This is a genomic window from Streptomyces sp. NPDC048506, assembly GCF_040651315.1.
Classification (GTDB): domain Bacteria; phylum Actinomycetota; class Actinomycetes; order Streptomycetales; family Streptomycetaceae; genus Streptomyces.
Genome location: NZ_JBEZIX010000061.1, coordinates 1 through 18,879 on the forward strand (window position 1 = coordinate 1; position 18,879 = coordinate 18,879).

Below are 18,879 nucleotides of genomic sequence, written 5' to 3' on the forward strand. Positions count from 1 at the left end.
CCGGGGGGCACTCGTCCGGGCGCCCGGGGGGGGGGGGGGGGGGGGGGGGGGGGGGGGGGGGGGGGGGGGCGGGGCGGGGGGGGGGGGGGGGGGGCCCCCCCGGGGGGGCCCCCCCGACGGGATGCCCTCGCTCAGGACAGCATGTTCACCTTGTACTGCATGAACCGGTAGTTCCTCGGGTCGTACCACTGGCTGACGACGATGTGGAAGTTGCCGAACGTCGAGCCCGGGACGACGAACCCGCCGTACGGGCTGGCGACGAGGTTGGCCACCTCCTGCCCCGGGGCGCAGGGCAGGATCATCGTCTGCTCCAGCGTCCTGGTCAGGTCCGAGGTCGGCAGCGGGAAGACCATCGCCCGGATCGACAGCGGGTCCATGTTCAGCCAGGTGAGGACGTACTTGCCGTCCATGGCGCGGAAGCAGATCTCGCCCCACTTGCGGTTGCCGAAGACGGTCGTCGGAGCGGGCGCGTTCCACCGCCACTCGCCGTCGAAGCCCCACGGCTCGTAGGCGTCCGGGTTCCCGAGGCTGTCCTTCCGCACCCGGTGCAGCAGCATCCCCGATTCCACATCGCGGTTGAAGACCGTGGACAGGACGTAGCAGTAGTCGCCCTCGGCCACGGCATAGGTCTTCTGCTGGAACTGGCCGCCGTGCAGGTCGCCCGGCCACTGACACAGGTACTCCCAGGTCTCACCGTTGTCGGTGGAGCGCCAGAAGTCCGTGTGGTGGGTGTCGTAGATGACGCCGCGCATGAGGTGCATGTACATCACGCCGTCGACGACGAACACGTCCGAAGGGATCGCCGTCGTGGCCTTGTCGCCGACCGGGTTGTGCGGTTCGTCGACGAGGCTGTTGGCGTGGTCGCCGCCGACGCTGCCGTCGATGCGCAGGTTGTTCAGGTCCGCGCTGCTGGAGCGCAGACCGACCGGGGCGCGCCAGTCGTCGGCGGCCTCGCCCGGCTGCGGTACGTGGTCGCCGTTGAAGGTGTCGCCGCCGACGAAGAGCATGGTGCCGTTCGGGCACAGCACGGGGATGCCGAGGTCGGTCCACGGCGAGGCGAACGGGCCGGTCTCGATCGGACCGCTCAGGTTCTTCACCTTGGTCGCGAACGTCGGGCTGGTCGGGTCGCCCGGCCCGCCGGCCACCGCGGTCCCGGTCCCCGACCCGACGACTCCCGCACCCACGGCGACGCCGAAGCCGATCTTGAGGAGCTTACGGCGGGAGTACCCGCCGGTCGTCGAGTCCTTCTCGTCCGAGGGACGTGTCATGGTGTCGAGGCCTTTCAGAGTCGGTCATGTACGCGAGGAGACGCGCTCGGTGCCGCTGGCGTGTGCGAGGGACGGGGAACAGGAACCCGTCGTGTGCGCACGGGCGGGCAGCCGAGACGCTGCGTGCCCTGGCCCCGGCACGCGCCGACGCTAACCACGACCGATGAAATGGCGCTGAAATGGCGATGATCTCGCTTGCGGACGTGCGTGGGTCATCGAGCGGCGGCGTCCGTCAGCACTGCTTCCCTTCCGGGCACACCGGCGTGGTCAGCGCGGTGAAGACACTGGTGTCGGACGGGTTCGGCCAGGCGACGTCGGGGTGGTCCTCGAAGCGCAGGTGCGGGCCGGTGACGTTTCCGGTGGACCCGACCTTGCCGATCCGCTGACCGGCCTTGACCCGCTGGCCGGGGTGGACGTCACGTGGAATCCCTATGGGAAGGCGTAGCCGAGCACGGACTCCCTGGTGTGGCCCTCGCAGTCGGCGGCGCCGGACACGAAGTGGTCTCCGTCGGAGGGGATGTAGCAGCGGTAGAGGGGTACCGAGCCGCTCACCTGGCTGGTGTGGAGGTAGCCGACGGGTCCCATGGGGAACTGGCCTTCGCAGCCGGGGTCGCGGGTGAGCAGTGTGTGTCCGGCCACCTTGCACTCGTAGAGCATGGTGGTGCCCGGTGCCTGATGGCGCAGCAGCCTCCAGGTCTGCTCCTGGGTGAAACCGGGCGGCAGCAGCCGGGAGGAGGCGACGTGTCCCTGGTCGGGGCGATAGCCGCGGCGCAGCAGGGTGTAGGGCAGGTGCTCGAAGCCGCAGGAGAGTTGGGGCGAGGGCAGGTCGTTGCGGTTGGCCAGGGCCCAGGTGGACCATGCGGGCTTGACCGAGCCGTCCTGTCTCCGGAGGCCGAGCTTGAGGCCGCCCTCGGCGGGGTTGTCCTGCATCCGGTGGTAGATGTAGCTCTCGATGTCCGGTGTGCCGAGCACATTCCGGAAGGCGTCGCACACGGCCGCGGCCTGCTGTGATTCGCTCGACTGGTCCCCGGAGTTGATGCCGCTCTCGGTGAGCTGGATCGTCCAGGCGGAGGGGGTGTGCGGGAACTGCTGGCGCAGCCAGCCCACCACGACGCCGATGTTGCCGTAGGTGACCTTGGGGAAGTCGTCGGCGGAGAAGGCGGGCCGGAACAGGTCCGGGGCGTAGGGGTGGTAGGCGACCCGCCATTGGCGCGATCCCGCCCGGGCGGCCAGCCCCTTGAGCACGGTCATGCCGGACAGCATCGCGTTGTTGTCGGACGGCTGGTCGTAGGCCGTACCGAAGTGGTGGTCCAGTGAGGTCAGCACCTTGGCGGTGGGCTGCTGGGCGGTGATGCGGTCGTAGGCGGCGTTGTAGTCGGCCGCGATCTGGTCGAGCCATTGTCCGGTGTCGCAGGGCTTGCCCCGGCCGCAGCCGATGTTGAACCAGGTGTTGGTGTTGACCTCGTTGTCGACCACGAAGTCGGCGATCCGGCCGTGCCCGTGGAGCCCGTCGTAGCGCTGGGCCAGCATGCCGGCGAACCGCCCGAAGTCGGCGGGGTCGTTGGGTACGCAGAACAGCTCGTAGCCGGGCGCGGGATCGCAGGGTCGGCCCTGGCGGGCCCAGTCCGGAGTGCCGTAGACGATGGCGGTGACCACCAGGCCCCGGTCGGTCCACTCCTTGATGGCCGAGTCCACCTCGGGCCGGACGGTGAAGCAGCGGTGGTCGAACTCCTGCTCACCGGCTGCGCACGGGGCCGCCTTGACGCTCGGCTCCCAGTTCGCCCAGACGAGGTTCATGGACACGCCGCCGGCGTTGTTGCCGGCGATCTCGTCCTTGTCGGGCCAGAAGTCCGGCTGGATGCCCTTGATGCGGTAGTCGGAACGTGTCGGGTACGGCAGCGGAGCCGTCTCGGCGCCGGCAGTGGACTGGAGGGACTCGGGTAGGACGAGGGCGAGGATGAGCAGCACGAGGGCGACGAGATGCCGAGCTGGTCGGGCCATGACTCTCCTTATGCGCGTGGCGAAGCGGCGAACCGGACCCGTCCCCCGTCGGGGCTCACTGGCTCCCTCGCATGCTCATCGACCGGTGCTGCGCCCGCAGCGGCCGTCGGAACGGCCGTTGGGGCATTCGGGCTGCACGGAAGGGCGCCCCCGGCGGCAGGTACCCCGCGCGGTGCGGTCGGTCGGTACCACCGCGAGGTGGCGGTGCGCGGGGCTGTGGTCGCCGGTGCCCTCCGGGCGGTTCAGCGCACGAAGGAGATCTCGGGGTAGTGGCGCGAGGGGCCGTCGAGCAGGCGGCTGTGGCGGTGCCGCAGATGCTGGTCGAAGAAGGCCGCGAGATAGGTGCGTTGGACCTCGGTGGAGCGATTGGGGTCGATCGTGCCGAGGAGCTGCTGGAGTTGAGCAGGGCTCAGCCTGAACGGGCCCGCTGCCTGGGGGAGGAGGGCCTGGTTGTCGAGGAAGGAGTTGTGCCCGGAGCCGAGCAGCTTCAGGTCGAGCCGCTCTCCGTGCAGGTGGTCCCAGAACCGCGCCCAGCTCCGGTCGGTGTTCCGGTTGTGGTTCTGCGAACTGAACAGCAGGAAGGGGCGGTCGAGGGGCTGGGTGACCTCCGACCCGAAGAGTTGGCCGTCCAGGTTCGCACCGGCGTCGATCCTGGAGTCCGCGTGCATGGCCGCGGGCACCACCGCTCCGCCGAGGGAAGCGCCGAACATCCCGATGCGGTTCATGTTCACGGCCTTGGACAGCCCGTGGGGGAGCGGCTTGTGGTCCACGTCGGGGTTGTGACCGTGGGCTATCGCGGCCAACTGGTTGATGACGAAGTGGGTGTCCGCCGACCGGACGGCGATCGTGTGGGACGAGTGGGTGCCCGCCGGCATGGTGTTCACCTCGACCCGCCCGCCGGGGAACTCCACTTCGTTGGCGTCGTGGGTGTGGTCGATGGTGACGACCAAGTAGCCGCGGCTGGCCAGGTCCTGGGCGAGTGAGGTCCCCATCGCCCGGTCGGAGTGCAGCCCGGTCGAGTACAGCAGCACCGGCAGTTCGCCGGCCTGCCGGTCGACCGGGGCGCCGATGTGCCCGGCGGTGGTGGGCAGGGTCACCGAGCCCGGGGGCACCTGCCATTGGGCCAGGTAGTGCGCGGCGGCGGCGGGTTGCAGCCAGGGCGCGGCGGGATAGCGGTCGGTGTTCGTGGCCGGGTACCACAGCGTGACCATCAGCTCGCGTGGCTGGTTTCCGGGCACCCACGGGTCCGTGCGTTTCGAGTCGCGCAAGTGGAGGTCGACCGTTCCGACACGATGACGCCCGGTCGGAGCGGGGAGCGTCAACTGGCCCGGGGCCGGCGCCGTGTCCATGGCCGCTGCCATGTCCAAGGACGCCGCCGTGGTCTGGGGCGCGGCGGGAGCCTTCTCCGCGGCGGTGGCCGGCGCGACTCCGGCGCCCAGGGCGACGGCCAGTGCTCCTGTGGTGCTGGCGACCCTGGCGCGCAACCGGCTTTGGCGCCTTCGTGCGTGTTTCATGGGCAGCCCCCTCCATGATGGCGATCGCCATGTGACCGGCGATCATCGTATCGGCAGTTTGCCATGGTCGCGCCAACGCCCCGGAATGCGCGGGGAGTTCTCTCTCCGGGGGTCGGCGAGGTGAGCGCTGCTGGCACGTTCGGAAACGCACGGTGTCGGCTTCGTACCTCGTGGTATTGCCGGCCGTGCGGCCGATCCATTCCATGGACCCGGGTGAGTGGGAATCGGCCTGTAGGCGCTCGTGGAGTATGCCACCGAGCCGAGCGGTGTCGAGTACCAATACCGGAAAGGCGCGGGGGAAATGGCCTGGCGTGGCTGGTTGTAGTTGTCACCGCCGGACAACTCGGCATCCTCGTGGGGCCGGTGGCGGCGGCAAGGGTCAAGCCGGGAGAGGCAAGGGCCGAGCCGGGAGGGGCTCAATGTGAGCGGCTTTTCCGCAGCTCAGCGACGTGTGACGGTGGCTTCCGGGGTGTCGGCCCGGGTGGACGGCCGCTGCCGAGGGCCTGGCTCATTCATGCCGTCGACGGATGGTGGACATCACATCCGGAATTCCGCCGGCGGCGCTCACCGTTCTCACTCAGCGTCTTTGTTACGCGTCAGTTCGTGTACCTCTGATCCTCGCCGACCTTGGCACCTGCGGGATTGTGGATTCCTTGGGAAGGGGTGGTTTCGAGACCACCTTGAGCGCCTCCGCGACTGTGTGTGACGCGGTGAATGCAGACGGAAAGGTACGGTCAATCGCCGGTGTCGGCAGGGGTGTTGGGAATTCCCGGGGCCCGCTGGAAGAGGCCGTGGCACATAAGCGACCGTCGCGAAGGGCGAGTTGAGTGAACTTCCGTATGGCTCGTATGCGTGGGCGCGATGTGAACAGACTTGTGATTATCCTGTGATCCCAGTATTCCTACTGGTCGAGTTGCCGCACGGCAATCCCCCACATGCCGAGAGGACGCTGCCCTGCACGCCGTTGCCCGTGCGCCCCGTCCGCACCGCACCCGACGCCGCGCCGACATGCCTCTGCTCGGAGGCGTCCGCCCGCCGATCGCCGCACTGCTCTGCATGCTGCTGACAGTTGCCGCGTTCACCGCTCTCGGACTCGGCACCGTTCACGAACAGGACGTCCCCCAGGCCGTACGCGACGCGGAACGCCAGATCGCCGAGGACGCCGCCGACACGGTCGGGGCCTCCATCAACGCACGGGCCACGGCGGTGCGCCGCTCCGCGGCGTCGGTCACGCCCGCCGGCGGCAGCACTCCGGCGGCGATCCTGCGGTCCCTCGTCCCGACCGGGCACCCGGGGCAGGGCGGTGTGCTGCTCGACCCGCGGACCGGCAGGTCGGTGGCGGCCAGCGGGGAAACGGTGCCGCTGACCGGAGTGGACACGGCGACCCTGGCGCGGCCCGGTACCGCGAACATCCCGCCCCGGTTGGCTTCTTCGGGGAACGCCGAACCGCGGCTGTTGCTCTTCACCCGTGTGACCGTCCCCGCCTCGGGCGGCAAGAAGGACGAGAACCACGATCAGGCAGGGGATCTGGTAGGCGATCAGGACCCCGACGAACGCGAACTCCTGCTGGTCGTCTCGGAGAAGGTCGCCGCCCCGGCGGTGTACGGAGGCGGCCGCACCGGTCAACTGGTGGACCGTAACGGGAGGGTGATTGCCACCGCCACCGCCGCTGCCGCCGGTGCGGCCCCGGCGCCCGGGGCCGAGCACCGAACCCTGCCGGCCGCTGCGGTGAACGCTGTGAACGCCGCTGTGAATGCCGCAGTGAACACCGGCGACGCCTCGGGCAGTGTGCTCGGTGACGGTCACGACGGGCTGCGCAGGGTCACCGGGTGGGCCTCGGTCGCCGCGGTGGACGGCAAGGACGACACCTCCGGCCTGGGACTGGCGATCCTCACCGCCAGGGATGTGGCGCCGGCGAAGGAGGGAGCCGACCACACGTGGTTCGCCGTCATGGCCGCGGGCGCGCTGGTGGTGATCGCCGTGCTGGTCACCGCGGTGCTGTGGAGCACCATGCAGCGTCCGCTGCTGCGGCTGCATCTGTCCGCCGCTCGGCTGGCCAGGGGCCTCTCCGACAGGGCCGAGGCACGGCAGGAGTTGGCCCGGCCGGTGCCGGTGGTTGCCTTCGGCGAGCTCGGCAGGGTCGGCCGGGCGCTGGAGTCGATACGCCGCCAACTGATCGGTGAGACAGGGCCGGAGCCCGCGCAGCCGGTACGACGCCGGCCCGGCGTCCGGGCTCTGGTCCTCGTCTGCGCACTCGTGATTGCCGTGTGGGGGCTGCCCCTGCTGTTCCTCCTCAACCGCGCGCCCGCCGGCAAGGCCGTACCGGCCGTGGCCGTCGCCGACCAGCAGGCGCGCACCGAGGCCGCCGCCGACCGGGTGCGGCGGTCCCTCGACCGGGCCTCCACCGACCTCGCGGCGGTGGCGTCGGCACTCTCCGGTACGACACCGGAGCGGGCGACGGAGGTCCTGCGGCGTGAACGCGCCGACCATCCCATGTACCGGTCGCTGTACCTGCTGGACCGCAGCGGTGCCGTCGTGCTCCAGGTGGGCAAGGAGCCGCTGCGCACTCTCGACGATGTGCCGGCGGGCGGCGGAATCAGCCAGGTCAACACGTCGGGCAAGATTCCTGCGATCGCCGCCTATACGCAGGTCCCGACGGCCAAGAACGCCAAGAACGCGAAGGCCGCCAAGGAGGCCAAGGACGCCCCGGCCGTGGTCGTCGCCGAGATCGGTGTGGACGCGTTGAACGAGCTGGTTGCCCGGCCGGGGCTGGGCACCGTGTGGCTGACCGACGCGCACCAAAGGGTGCTCGCGGCGAGCGTCGGCTTCCAGGCCTTCCAGTCCCTTCCCAGCCGGAGCCTCACCCGGCTGGTGGCCAGGACCGATGCGGCACCCGGCAGCGCGGGCAGTCCGGCATCGGCCGTCCTCCACGCGGGGACCGCGCCGGGCGAGGGACAGTCGGTCGCGGCCGCCGCGCCACTGGCACAGACGGGGCCTGCCGCGGGACTCGGCTGGCGGGTGGTCTCCGCCGAGCCCGCCGCAGCGCTCAAACTGGCGGCATTCCAGGTCCAGGCGCGCACCATGCTGGCCGGGCTGCTCGCCCTCTCCGCGGGCGTCGCCTGCCTGGGCTGGCTGCACATCGTGGTCGTCAGGCCGCTGCGCACGCTCGCCGGCTGCGCGGAGCGGTTGGCCGACGGCGACCGCCGCACCGTGCTGTACCCGGTCCACCACGACGAGTGCGGCTCGGTCACGCGCAGCCTGGAGCTGCTCCGGCAGGCGCTGGCGGACCGGGACCGTGACGCGGGAGCCGCCGCGGCCGCCGTCCCTGCCCCATCGTCCCCGTGCGGCAGCGCGCCGTAGCAGCGAAGGAACAACTGACGTGCTTTTCCTCTATGTCGTGCTGCTGTTGAGCTGCGGCGCGCTGCTGGTCGCCGGAGTGCTGGAGCAGCGGCGCCACTACGCCGCGCTGGCGCAGATCCCCACTCGGGTGCTGGTCAACGGCATCCGCGGCAAGAGCTCGATCACCCGGCTGTGCGCGGGGGCGCTGCGCGGCGGCGGTCTGGTCACCGTGTCCAAGACCACCGGCACCGCTGCCCGGTTCATCCACCCGGACGCCACCGAGGAGCCGGTGTACCGGAAGTTGGGCATCGCCAACGTCGTCGAGCAGATCGGCATCGTCCGGCGTGCGGCGGCATACCGGCCGGACGCTCTGGTGATCGAGTGCATGGCGGTGATGCCCGCGCTCCAGGAGGTCAACCAGGAGAAGTTGATCCGCTCCACCATCGGTGTGCTGTGCAACGTCCGCGAGGACCACCTCGCCGAAATGGGCCCGACGCTGGACGACGTGGCGCGCTCGCTGTCCCGGTCGATGCCGGTCGGCGGGGTCTGTGTCACCGCCGAGCAGGAGCGGCTGCACATCCTCAAGGAGGAGGCGGACAAACGCAGGTGCCGCCTGATCGCGGTCGACCCGGAGTCGGTCACCGACGAGGAGCTGCGCGGGTTCAGTTGGTTCACCTTCAAGGAGAACGTCGCCATCGCGCTGACCGTGGCCGAACTGCTCGGTGTGGACCGGGCCACCGCGCTGCGCGGCATGTGGGACGCGCCGCCGGACCCCGGCGTGCTCTCCGTCGAGCGCTACCGCACACCGGACGGCAAGCGGCTGCGCTTCGCCAATGTCTTCGCCGCCAACGACCCCGAGTCGACGTTGATGAACGTCCGTCAGCTGGAGGAGCTCGGTGCCGTCCGCCGCCCGCTGAACGTGGTCATCAACTGCCGCCCGGACCGGGTCGAACGCAATGGGCAGATGGGAGCGATCGTCCCCGAACTGGCTCCGGACACGGTGTTCCTCATCGGGCACCCGACCAAGAGCGCCCGCGACGGCATCCCGTCGGAGTGGTCGTCGGGCCGGGTGGTGGACCTGGGCGGCGACCGGCGCGACGCGCAGGAGCTGACCCGTGCCATCCTCGCCGAACTGGCCCCGGATTCCTCGCTGGTGGCCGTCGGCAACATCCACGGCCAGGGCGAACTGTTCCTGGAGCACCTCGGCAGACTCCCCTCGGACAATGCCGACGAGCCGCTTCCGATCGCGCATCCGCCCGAGCCGGAGCCGTACAGCTGGGTGGCGCCGCTGAACGGCCCGAAGCCCGGCCCGCACGGCCCCAAGCCCGGCCCGCACACCCCGAGCCCCTCCTCCGTCCATGCCGACGCCAGGTACGAGACCACAAGGAAGCCGCTGTGATCCCCGTCATCGTCACTCCGCAGACCGCCGCGCTGGGGATCGCCCTGGGCCTGGTCTTCTCACTGGTCTGCTATCTGACCACCAACCTCTCACCCGGCGGCATGATCACCCCCGGCTGGCTGGCGCTGACACTCGTCACCGATGTGGTCCGGGCCGCGATGATGATCGGCGTCACGGCCCTCACCCTCGCCGCGACCAAGGTCCTCCAGCGCCATGTGATCCTCTACGGGAAACGGCTGTTCGCCGCCGTGGTGCTGTCCGCTGTGCTGCTCCAGACCACGGTGATGCTCGCGCTCCAGCACGAGTTCCCGCTCCTCTACACCGCCCAGACCCTGGGCTTCATCGTGCCCGGACTGATCGCCTATCAGCTGGTCCGCCAACCATTGGCGCCCACCGTGATCTCCACCACCGCGGTGACCCTCAGCACGTATGTGGTGCTGGTCGCCGGGTTGTTGCTGGGAGCACTGCCGGTCGGCTGAACGCCCCCCGGCGTCCGCCGCGCCCGTCCGCACCTAGAGGAGGCACCATGGGCACCACCCCCACCCCGTCCGGCCGGCCCAGTCGCCGTCAGATCCTGGGCGCCGCCGCCGGACTGGCCGCCGCGGGAGCGGTCGGCGGCTACGCATGGCACCGCTCCCGGAGCGGCGCACCGGACAGCGACTTCTCGGTGCCGACCGGCGGCTTCCGCTTCGAGCGCAGCACCGCGCCCGCCCGTACGGTGGTGCGCGCCGCCGACGGCCGGGCGCTGGCCACCTTCACCGACGGTGCGCGCACCGCGCTGCTGGCCGGCCCGACCCGTACCTGGAGCGAGCCGCGCACCACCGGCGCGGTGGTGCACAGCGACGCCTGGGTACGGCTGATGGGCGGCGCATGGACCCAGGGCAAGGAGCGGACCGCCTGGTTCCGGGAGTGGTTCCCCAAGGTCCTCGCCGACCGCAGCCCGGACGCCATCGCGGTGGCCTTCCAGTACGGTGACGGGGCGGACGACCGGCACACCGCAGCGGGCCTGCGCTACGCCGGCAAGGCCCACTTCGGGCCGCTGGTTCCCGGGCAGTCGCCGACGTCGTTCCACTACCGCGACGAGAAGTCCGACTTCTACGACTACCTCGGCACTCCCTGGACCTTCCCGGACGGCACCCGCAGACACCCGGAGAAGGAGCGCTACGGGGACGTGGACTGCTCCGGCTTCATGCGTCTGGTCTGGGGTTACCGCATGGGCTACCCGATGCACGCCACCAACAGCCCGGGGATCGGCCTGCCCCGTCGGGCCTACGCCATCGCCAGCCGGGCCCCGGGCGTGCTGCTGATCCCGAACACCGGCCAACGGCCCGCCGACATCGGCCTGCTGCTCCCCGGCGACCTCGTCTTCTTCGCCATCGACATCGGCAGACCGCACGGCATCGACCACTGCGGTATGTACCTGGGGCCGGACATCGACGGGCATCCGCGGTTCTACTCCAGCCGCTCGCGGGCCAACGGGCCCACCATGGGCGACCTGGCCGGCCGCGCGACGCTCGACGGCCATGGCTTCTACGCCCAAGGGTTGCGCATGGCCCGCCGTCTGTGAGGCCGCCGAACCCCCTCATCGCACCACCCAGCCCGCCGCAGGAGAGACCCCGTATGGCCACCACGCCCCTCACCGGGGACCCCACCGACCACCGCCCCCGTTTCCAGCGCCTCAGTCGTGCCGTCCCCGCGAGGTGCCGTCCGGGGACCACCCCCGGCCGGGAGTCGGCCGCCCTGCTGCTGATCCTGGTGGCCGCCGCGGTGCTCTACGCCTGGGGCATCGGCCGTGCCGGGGTGCACCCCTACTACAGCGCGGCCGTGCGGTCGATGGCGGCGAACTGGCACGCCTTCGTCTTCGGCGGGCTCGACCCGAGCGCCTCGATCACCGTGGACAAGATCCCCGGTGCGCTGTGGCCGCAGGCCCTGTCCGTCATGCTTTTCGGGCCGTCCAACTGGGCGGCGGTACTGCCGCAGGTGCTGGAGGGCGTACTGGCCGTCTGGGCGCTGCACCGGATCGTCCGTGCCTGGGCCGGGCCCTGGGCGGGACTGCTCGCCGCGCTGGTCCTCACCCTCACCCCGGTCACCGTCGCGCTCAACCGGCACACCGTCCCCGACACCCTGCTCGTCCTGCTGCTGGTCCTCGCGGCGGGGGCGTTGCAGAAGGCCGTCGGCACCGGGAGGCTGTGGCCGCTGCTCCTCTGCGGTACGTGGGTGGGGCTGGCCTTCCAGGCCAAGATGCTCCAGGCGTGGCTGGTCCTGCCGGTGTTCGCCGCGGTGTACCAGTCGGCGGCGCCCGGCTCCCGGTGGGACCGGGCCCGGCGGCTGCTGCTCGCCGGGGGCACCACACTCGCCGTCTCCTGCTCCTGGCTGCTGCTGGTGTGGGCGAGCCCCGCCGCGAACCGTCCGTACATCGACGGGACCACCAACAACAACCCCTTCACCCTGGTGTTCGGCTACAACGGGCTGAGCCGCTTCGGCCACGACCCGCATGCGCTGGGAGCCGTCGCCGGCACCGCCGCCAGCCGCACCTCCGGCAACACCGGTTGGACCATGCTGGTCAACCAGACCGTGGGCCCGCAGATCGCCTGGCTCCTGCCGCTGGCCGTACTGGCCCTGGTGCTGGGCGTGTTGTGGCGCGCCGGACAGCCGCGCACCGACGGGCCGCGGACGGGGTTCCTGCTCTGGGGCGGCTGGCTGCTGGTGCACGTCGTGGTCTTCAGCAACTCCAACGGCAACCACGGCTACTACACCGCCGTACTGGCACCGGCCCTCGCCGCGTTGACCGGTGGCGGGGTCACCGTCCTCTGGGCCGAGCACCGCGCCGGAGGTCGGCGTCGAGCGGCGCTGCCCGCCGCGATCGGACTCACGGCACTGTGGGCCGCGGCAATCGACGGCCCGCACGGCGACTTCGCGCCCTGGCTGCCGCCGGTGGTGCTGATGCTCGGCCTGTGCGGAACCATCGGCCTGTGGACCAGCCGGCCGGACACCGCGCGACGAGCGGTGCACAGTGCCCTGGCCGCGTCCCTGACGGCCGTACTGCTGGCGCCGGCCGTCTGGGCCGCCTCCTGCCTGGACCGGCGGTACCCCGGCTCACCGATCGATCCGCTGGCCGGACCGGTCGGAGCCGGCTACCACGGCACACACCACCACCGCGTCAAATTCCCGCGAAACCCCTTGAACAGACCGTCCGCGCGGGACACCGCGCTGCTCGGCTACCTCTCCGCGCACCGTTCCGGAGAGAAGTACCTGCTCGCCACCCAAGCCGCCTACGGCGCCGAGCCACTGCTGCGCGCCACCCCCCAACCCATGCTGATCATGGGCGGTTTCACCGGCCTGACCCCGTATCCGACCGCATCGCGGCTCGGCGACCTGGTCTCCACCCACCAACTGCGCTACGCCCTGCTGACCACACGCCGCCCGTCCACACCGGCAACGGTGTGGGTGAAGCAAAGCTGCACCCGCGTCCCCCCGAGCGCCTACGGTCGGACCTCGGACGGCAGCTTCACCCTCTACGACTGCGCCCGACCGGGCAACTGACCTGGGGACGCGGCGAGTTCGGTGGGCACGCACACCTCACCCGTACTGGCGGACACGCATACCCGACCCGTACTGAAGGGGGCTGCGTACCGTGCGGCGGACGCGGGCTCGCGAGGCGGGGCTCCTTGCGGGCAGCCCCGTAGCGCTAGGGCCGGTCGGTGTCCTGGGCGGAGGTCGCGGCGTCGGGGGGCACGGAGTCGGAGGTCGCGGCGTCGGAGGTCACCGCGTGGGCGGTCGCCGCGCGGCCCGCGGCCATCCGCAGTGTCACGGCAGCCGCGACTCCCGCCACCAGGCCGCAGGTCAGGGCGGCCGGGACGCCATCACCGATGACGGCGGACAGGTGCAGCAGCCCCCAGCGCATGCCCTCCCAGTCCGTCACCAACCGCAGCAGCTGGCTCGCCAGCAGCCCGAGGACGGTCGCGCACACTGCGCCGACCGCCATCGCCGGGACGGTGACCCGGGTGAGCAGTCCGGGCAGCCGCCGCAGGGCCCACCACACCACGGCGAGCAGCAGCACGTCGGCGGCGCGGTACAGCAGCCAGCCGCCGAGCGGCGAGCCCGCCGGCCCCGCCCAGCCGCCGAGCAGCAGCCACTGGCGCAGGAGGTCGCCCGGTTCGGCGAACAGCCCGATGTTCGGGGAGATCCTCTGGAGAGCGGCGGCGACCGCCTGGTACGAGAGGACCACCAGGGACAGCGCGATCACCGCGGTCCCGGCGGTGGCCGCCAGGCGGGCGGCGCGTGCCGGGACGACCTCCTGCGGCAGCGGATCGGTCCCCTTGGCAGTGGCCCGCGCCAGCAGAACCGTCACTGCCGCCGCGACCAACGCCGTGATCACCAGCACCTGCCGCCCGGAGGAGATCACGCTCGCCAGCTGGGGCAGGAGGCGGTAACTGCCGTGCCCTCCCGAGGCGATCAGCCACGGCGCGGAGACGGTCACGGCCAGGGTTCCGGCCACCAGGCCCCAGGTCCATACCGCCAGCAGCGTGGCCGTCATCCGGCCGCGCACCGGCGGCAGCCTGCGGACCAGGAGGAGCGCCCCGGGCACGAAGAAGGCGAAGACCGCGCCGAACCGGATCTGGAGCGCGGTGGTGTACAGCGCGAGGTAGCTGACGCGGTTGGTTCCGGCCGCGTCCCCGAGCCCGCCGGACACGTCGGTGCCGAGCTGAACCGGGGACGGAGGGTCGTACGACCAGGGGGCGAGCCAGTGAGCGAGCTCGGCGGCGGTCGGGCCGCCGATCACGCCGCTGGTGCCCGGCAGGTGCAGTGCGTGCGCGCTCATCCCCGCCCACCACAACAGCACCGTGAGCAACAGCCCTCCGGCCACTGCCGGTATCACCCCGCGCCGGTATGTCATGTCCGCCCCCCGTATTGGTCGCACATCTTGTGAGTCTCCTGATCAGGTGGAGATTACGGGGTGCCGATCACGTCCCGATCACGGGCGTCCGTTGCCTCGCCCGGACCCCGGTGCCGCGGACGGCCCGACGCCCCCCCGTGGCCGATGACGACGGCCGTCAACCGGTGATGAGGTCGACCAACTGGCGCACCGCCCCTGAGGGATTGGCGGGGTGGACGAGCTCGGTGCGGTGCACCAGAGAGGGCTCGTCCACCGGAACGGCTGCCCCGCCCAGCGTGGTGGCCAGCGGCAGGGGAAGGGCGGCCAGACCGTGCCCGGCGGTGGCGAGCGCGGCGAGGCCGTGCAGGTCGGTTCCGCGGTGGCGGATCCGGGGACGGAAACCGTCGGTGCGGCAGACGGCGCGCAGCCGGTCGAGGGGCACGGCGGTGTCCGGGGCGTCGATCCACTGGGCCTGTGTCAGGTCGGTCAAGCGCACCGAGCGGCGTCGGGCCAGGGGATGGTCACCGGGAAAGAGCACGGCCAGGGGCTCTTCGGCGGCGGCGAGGGTGGTGGTGGGCCCGAGGTCCGGCAGAGGGAGAGGGTCGCTGGGGGCCGCGGCGCCGTCGACGAGGCCGACGTCGGCGCGCCCGGTGAGGACGGCCTCGATCACCGCCTCCCGGCCCAGCACACGCACCTCCAGGTCCAACGGGTGGGCGGTTTCGTGCAGATGGGCCAGGGCCTGTGCGACGGAGGGACCGAGAGCGGCGGGCGAGCAGGCGAGCGTCAGCCGAGTGGGGTGGGCGTGGTGGAGGCGGGCGATGTCGGCGCGGGCCGCGTCCAGGCGCAACAGCAGGGCGGGAGCGTGCTCCATCAGTCGCGCTCCGGCCGGGGTGGGGGCCACGGGTCGGCGGTCGACCAGCCGGGTTCCCAAGTCGGCTTCGAGGGCGGCGATGTGCTGGGAGACGGCGGACTGGGTGTAGCCGAGGGACGAGGCAGCAACGGAGAACGAGCGGTGGTCGAGGACCGCGACGAAGGTGCGCAGCAGATGCGGATCCATGCGCATCAGTATCGCCTGTGCACATCAGCATCGCTTATGCAGAGTGCAGAAATCATCGTTGGACCTGATGCGGGGTGCGGCGGCAGGATCGTCGCCATGAAGCACTCCGCACGAATCGCCCTGGTCGGTGACCGCTCCGACGCCATCCGTTCTCACAGCCGCATCCCCGGCCTGCTGGAGGTACTGCGCCTCCGCGACGGTCTGGACCTGGACGCCTACTGGATCCCCACCCAGGACGCCGACCTGGGCATGGACGGCTTCGACGCGGTCTGGGTCCTGCCCGGCAGCCCCTACCGCAGCGCGACCGGCGTCCTGGCGGCGATCCGGGCGGCACGCGAAGGCGGCATTCCCTTCCTGGGCACCTGTGGCGGTTTCCAGCACGCACTGCTGGAATTCGCCCGCAACGTATGCGGTATGACCCGTGCCGGTCACGCCGAGAACGACCCGGAGACGGCCGACGAGGACGCCGTGGTCCTCCCGCTGGCCTGCTCCCTGGTCGGCCACGAGGGCACCGTGAGGATCACCCCCGGCTCCCGGGCCGCCCAACTGCTCGGTGCCGACCGCACACAGGCGCGCTACCACTGCAACTACGGCCCCAACCCCGACCACCTCGACGTCCTGCGCGAGCACGGCCTGACCTTCACCGGTACCGACGAATCCGGCGACGTCCGCATCGCCGAACTCCCCGGCCACCCCTTCTTCCTGGCCAGCCTCTTCCAACCCGAACTGGACGACGACGGGCCGGGGGCCCACCCGCTGATCACCGGGCTGGCCGAGGCCGCCGTCGAGCACGCCCGCACCCGATGAGCGCGCGCACCACCCGGGCCTGGGCGAGCGCCCTCTTCCGCGCCTGGCTGCGCGCGTGCACCGTGCCCGACGCCCACGCCTTCAGCCCGCTCGCCCCAGGCCCCGAAGCCGCGCTCAGCGCCGCACGCGTCGACGGACTCCCGGTACGGCGCGACGACACACCGGTCCGCCCCGCGATGGCCCGACCAGACCGTGCCGCAGCGGTTCCAGCGTTTGGTAGCGGGGCCGTCGACGTCATCGTCGAACCTGGTTGACTCTCCCACGGTGGGAGAGTCGAGGGTGGGGCGCATGCACGTCGGCGACGCGGTGTTGTGGAGCATCGGAGAGGTTGCGCGGAAGACCGGGCTGTCGGTGAAGCTCCTCCGGCACTGGTCCGACGTCGGGGTGGTGCCGCCGGCCGGCCGGACCGCCGCCGGGTACCGCGTCTACGACTCCGAGTCCTTGGCCCGTCTGGAACTGGCACGGACCCTGCGGGACCTCGGACTCGGATTGTCGGTGATCCGCGACGTCCTCGACCGTGAGCACACCCTGGCGGAGGTGGCCGCGGCCCATGTCGACGCGCTGGAGGTGCAGATCCGCGCGCTGCGCACACAGCAGGCGGTGCTGCGCTCCGTCACCCGCCGCACCACCACTGCCGAAGGGCTCGCCCGCATGACCCGAACCGCCCGCCTGTCCGCCGCCGAACGCCGCCTGCTCATCCATGAGTTCGTGATCGAGACGCTGGCAGACCTGGACGTCCCGGCCTACCGCCGCGGGCTGCTGGCCGCCGTCCCGGACCTTCCCGACGACCCCACCGACGAGCAGGTCGACGCCTGGATCGAACTCAGCGAACTGGTGACGGATCCAGCCCTGCGCGGCGGGATGCGGCGCATTGCGCAGTACGCCGCCGAACACGCCCCCGGCGACCACGACGAGAGCACACTGCGCCGCGCCCAGCAGCTCACCGACGACTGGACGCAGCGGGTGAACCTGGCGATGCGGGACGGAATCGCTCCCGACTCACCCGCCGCCGACCAGGTGGTCGCCGCCGTCGTCACCGCATGGATCCCCACACAGACGCACCTCCGCGACACCGACACCGACGCCGTGCACACCGACGGGCCGCCCGCCCGGCGCCTGCTGTTGGAGCAACTCGAAGCCGTCTCCGACGTCACCGTCGAGCGGTACTGGCAGTTGATGTGCACCCTCAACGGTCGGCCCGTACGGCCCGGTATGGCGGCGGCCGGGAACTGGCTGAAGACCGCACTGCGCACCAACCCCGCTCCCGGAGCCCGGGCCGAGGAGCTCGACTCCGTGTACGACACCGGGGCCGACGCATGGCAGCCCGGCGGAGTACTCGACGCCTGCGACAGGGTCCTGGCCGCCGTGGAAGGTCTCGTCCGCGCCGTGGAACCAGCCCAGTTCGGCCTGCCGACGCCCTGCGCGCAATGGGATGTGCGCTCCCTGCTCGACCACGTGGTCCGGGAGAACATGCTGTGGACCGACCTGGCCAACGGCACCCCTTGCTCCGACGCCACCGCCGACCACCTCGGCACGGACCACGTCGAGGCGTTCCGCGCCGCCGCGCAGGCTTCGCTGGCCGCCTTCCGCCGCCCCGGGATGCTCGATCAGCGCTACGGGCCCGCGCCGGGGCGACGGCTCGTCGAGCAGCTGCTCATCGAGATGCTGGTGCACGCCTGGGACCTGGCCACGGCGATCGGACAGCCGCGTGACCTTGTCACGGACCTCGCCGAGTCGGCCCTCCCGGTGGTACGGGAGGTCTACGCGAGCCTGCCGCGGACGCCGGGCGGTTCCTTCGCCCCGCCCCGGCCCGTACCCCACGACGCGCCCGCCCTCGACCGCCTCGCCGGCTACCTCGGCCGCACCGTCACCTCCTAGGCACCGTGCCGATCGGCCTGGGGCCGGTGGTCGCGCAGGGCCACCGGTCGCCCGGGGCAACCGGTGGGTGGGGGCGGGCGGGGGCGGCGTCAGTTCGTGGTGGTCGTCATGGGACTCGGCGCGTCACTAAGTGGGTGCGTGGCATTTCGCATTAACCTTTCATTAACTGTATGGAGTCGATCGATTACTGATCGAATCCGTTCGATCTATCGGAGATGACATGCTCAAGCTTCGTAAAGCTGCCGTCGCGGCAGCCGTCCTCGCCAGCGCCGGCCTCCTCGGCGCCGGCACTGCCTACGCCGGCGGGGTGGGCGGCGGCCACCACAACCACCCCCATCCGCACCGCATCGTTGCCGCTCAGCATCAGGTGATCCGCGTGGAGGCCCCGCTACAGCAGTGGGGTGGCGGCCACCACCGCCACAAGTCGCACGGCCACCGGATCGACATTCGCCAGCACACCTCATGCAGGTCGCACCAGGCGAATGTCGACGTACTCGGCAACGTCGGGATCCTCAACGGCCTGTTGGGCAACGCCGGCGGCGGCGTGGGCAACCCGGGTGTGCAGTCCACCAGGATCGGCTCGGTCGAGAGGTGCAGCAACATCATTCGCAAGTGACGGAGAGGGGCCCAGGGCAGCTGCGTCCCGCCGACCGGCGGGGCGCAGCTGCTCTGGGCCCCTTCCGTGGTCGGGGTGACCCTGGCGGCGCCGACACCGGCTGCGGGAGCGCCGTCGACCCCTC

Annotated in this window: 15 protein-coding genes; 9 read left to right on the forward strand and 6 right to left on the reverse strand. The window is 71.4% G+C overall.

Going from position 1 to position 18,879, the window contains the following annotated elements:
* Positions 1-131 precede the first annotated feature (131 nt).
* The 4 genes from AB0C96_RS36080 to AB0C96_RS36095 form a co-directional block, all read right to left on the reverse strand.
* Positions 132-1,268, reverse strand: coding sequence for a DUF4185 domain-containing protein (locus tag AB0C96_RS36080; RefSeq protein ID WP_362923564.1), 1,137 nt, complete (start codon positions 1,266-1,268; stop codon positions 132-134).
* A gap of 232 nt (positions 1,269-1,500) precedes the next feature.
* Positions 1,501-1,794 (reverse strand): M23 family metallopeptidase, encoded by a 294-nt coding sequence (locus tag AB0C96_RS36085; protein ID WP_362923637.1) that lies wholly within the window; start codon positions 1,792-1,794, stop codon positions 1,501-1,503.
* Positions 1,698-3,269, reverse strand: a complete 1,572-nt coding sequence (locus AB0C96_RS36090) for a DUF5722 domain-containing protein (RefSeq protein WP_362923565.1) — start codon at positions 3,267-3,269, stop codon at positions 1,698-1,700. The genes AB0C96_RS36085 and AB0C96_RS36090 overlap by 97 nt, the downstream gene beginning before the upstream one ends.
* Before the next feature lie 242 nt (positions 3,270-3,511).
* On the reverse strand, positions 3,512-4,783 hold the full coding sequence (locus tag AB0C96_RS36095) for a hydrolase (protein ID WP_362923567.1): 1,272 nt from the start codon (positions 4,781-4,783) through the stop codon (positions 3,512-3,514).
* Positions 4,784-5,791: 1,008 nt separating this feature from the next.
* Here AB0C96_RS36095 and AB0C96_RS36100 point away from each other — a divergent pair.
* The 5 genes from AB0C96_RS36100 to AB0C96_RS36120 are packed head-to-tail and all read left to right on the forward strand — an operon-like array spanning position 5,792 to position 13,064.
* Positions 5,792-8,143: a HAMP domain-containing protein gene (locus tag AB0C96_RS36100; RefSeq protein ID WP_362923569.1), complete on the forward strand. Its 2,352-nt coding sequence runs from the start codon at positions 5,792-5,794 to the stop codon at positions 8,141-8,143.
* A 19-nt stretch (positions 8,144-8,162) separates the two neighbouring features.
* Complete coding sequence (pgsB, locus tag AB0C96_RS36105; protein ID WP_362923571.1) at positions 8,163-9,521, forward strand: poly-gamma-glutamate synthase PgsB; 1,359 nt, start codon at positions 8,163-8,165, stop codon at positions 9,519-9,521.
* Complete coding sequence (locus AB0C96_RS36110; RefSeq protein WP_362923573.1) at positions 9,518-10,000, forward strand: poly-gamma-glutamate biosynthesis protein PgsC/CapC; 483 nt, start codon at positions 9,518-9,520, stop codon at positions 9,998-10,000. Before pgsB ends, AB0C96_RS36110 begins: the two co-directional genes overlap by 4 nt.
* 47 nt (positions 10,001-10,047) lie before the next feature.
* Positions 10,048-11,088, forward strand: a complete 1,041-nt coding sequence (locus AB0C96_RS36115; protein ID WP_362923575.1) for an NlpC/P60 family protein — start codon at positions 10,048-10,050, stop codon at positions 11,086-11,088.
* Between the two features lie 53 nt (positions 11,089-11,141).
* Positions 11,142-13,064: a glycosyltransferase family 39 protein gene (locus AB0C96_RS36120; RefSeq protein ID WP_362923577.1), complete on the forward strand. Its 1,923-nt coding sequence runs from the start codon at positions 11,142-11,144 to the stop codon at positions 13,062-13,064.
* 145 nt (positions 13,065-13,209) lie between these two features.
* Here the strand turns inward: AB0C96_RS36120 and AB0C96_RS36125 are convergent, their stop codons facing one another.
* Complete coding sequence (locus AB0C96_RS36125) at positions 13,210-14,418, reverse strand: hypothetical protein (protein WP_362923579.1); 1,209 nt, start codon at positions 14,416-14,418, stop codon at positions 13,210-13,212.
* A gap of 157 nt (positions 14,419-14,575) precedes the next feature.
* Complete coding sequence (locus tag AB0C96_RS36130; protein WP_362923581.1) at positions 14,576-15,454, reverse strand: LysR family transcriptional regulator; 879 nt, start codon at positions 15,452-15,454, stop codon at positions 14,576-14,578.
* A 96-nt stretch (positions 15,455-15,550) separates the two neighbouring features.
* Between AB0C96_RS36130 and AB0C96_RS36135 the strand changes: the two genes are divergently transcribed.
* From AB0C96_RS36135 to AB0C96_RS36150, 4 genes are all read left to right on the forward strand, one after another.
* Positions 15,551-16,261, forward strand: coding sequence for a hypothetical protein (locus AB0C96_RS36135; protein ID WP_362923582.1), 711 nt, complete (start codon positions 15,551-15,553; stop codon positions 16,259-16,261).
* Positions 16,258-16,515: a hypothetical protein gene (locus AB0C96_RS36140; RefSeq protein ID WP_362923584.1), complete on the forward strand. Its 258-nt coding sequence runs from the start codon at positions 16,258-16,260 to the stop codon at positions 16,513-16,515. Before AB0C96_RS36135 ends, AB0C96_RS36140 begins: the two co-directional genes overlap by 4 nt.
* Positions 16,516-16,549: 34 nt before the next feature.
* Positions 16,550-18,139 (forward strand): TIGR03086 family metal-binding protein, encoded by a 1,590-nt coding sequence (locus tag AB0C96_RS36145; protein WP_362923586.1) that lies wholly within the window; start codon positions 16,550-16,552, stop codon positions 18,137-18,139.
* 220 nt (positions 18,140-18,359) lie between these two features.
* The gene (locus AB0C96_RS36150; RefSeq protein ID WP_362923589.1) at positions 18,360-18,755 is read left to right on the forward strand and encodes a hypothetical protein; all 396 of its coding nucleotides are present in this window, start codon (positions 18,360-18,362) and stop codon (positions 18,753-18,755) included.
* Positions 18,756-18,879 lie beyond the last annotated feature (124 nt).

Coding starts and splice junctions, on each gene's coding strand:
- AB0C96_RS36120 (WP_362923577.1), top strand. CDS start 11,142: ATGGCCACCACGCCCCTCACCGGGGACCCCACCGACCACCGCCCCCGT.
- AB0C96_RS36125 (WP_362923579.1), bottom strand. CDS start 14,418: ATGACATACCGGCGCGGGGTGATACCGGCAGTGGCCGGAGGGCTGTTG.
- AB0C96_RS36115 (WP_362923575.1), top strand. CDS start 10,048: ATGGGCACCACCCCCACCCCGTCCGGCCGGCCCAGTCGCCGTCAGATC.
- AB0C96_RS36080 (WP_362923564.1), bottom strand. CDS start 1,268: ATGACACGTCCCTCGGACGAGAAGGACTCGACGACCGGCGGGTACTCC.
- AB0C96_RS36095 (WP_362923567.1), bottom strand. CDS start 4,783: ATGAAACACGCACGAAGGCGCCAAAGCCGGTTGCGCGCCAGGGTCGCC.
- AB0C96_RS36100 (WP_362923569.1), top strand. CDS start 5,792: ATGCCTCTGCTCGGAGGCGTCCGCCCGCCGATCGCCGCACTGCTCTGC.
- AB0C96_RS36090 (WP_362923565.1), bottom strand. CDS start 3,269: ATGGCCCGACCAGCTCGGCATCTCGTCGCCCTCGTGCTGCTCATCCTC.
- AB0C96_RS36135 (WP_362923582.1), top strand. CDS start 15,551: ATGAAGCACTCCGCACGAATCGCCCTGGTCGGTGACCGCTCCGACGCC.
- AB0C96_RS36140 (WP_362923584.1), top strand. CDS start 16,258: ATGAGCGCGCGCACCACCCGGGCCTGGGCGAGCGCCCTCTTCCGCGCC.
- AB0C96_RS36150 (WP_362923589.1), top strand. CDS start 18,360: ATGCTCAAGCTTCGTAAAGCTGCCGTCGCGGCAGCCGTCCTCGCCAGC.
- AB0C96_RS36145 (WP_362923586.1), top strand. CDS start 16,550: ATGCACGTCGGCGACGCGGTGTTGTGGAGCATCGGAGAGGTTGCGCGG.
- AB0C96_RS36130 (WP_362923581.1), bottom strand. CDS start 15,454: ATGGATCCGCATCTGCTGCGCACCTTCGTCGCGGTCCTCGACCACCGC.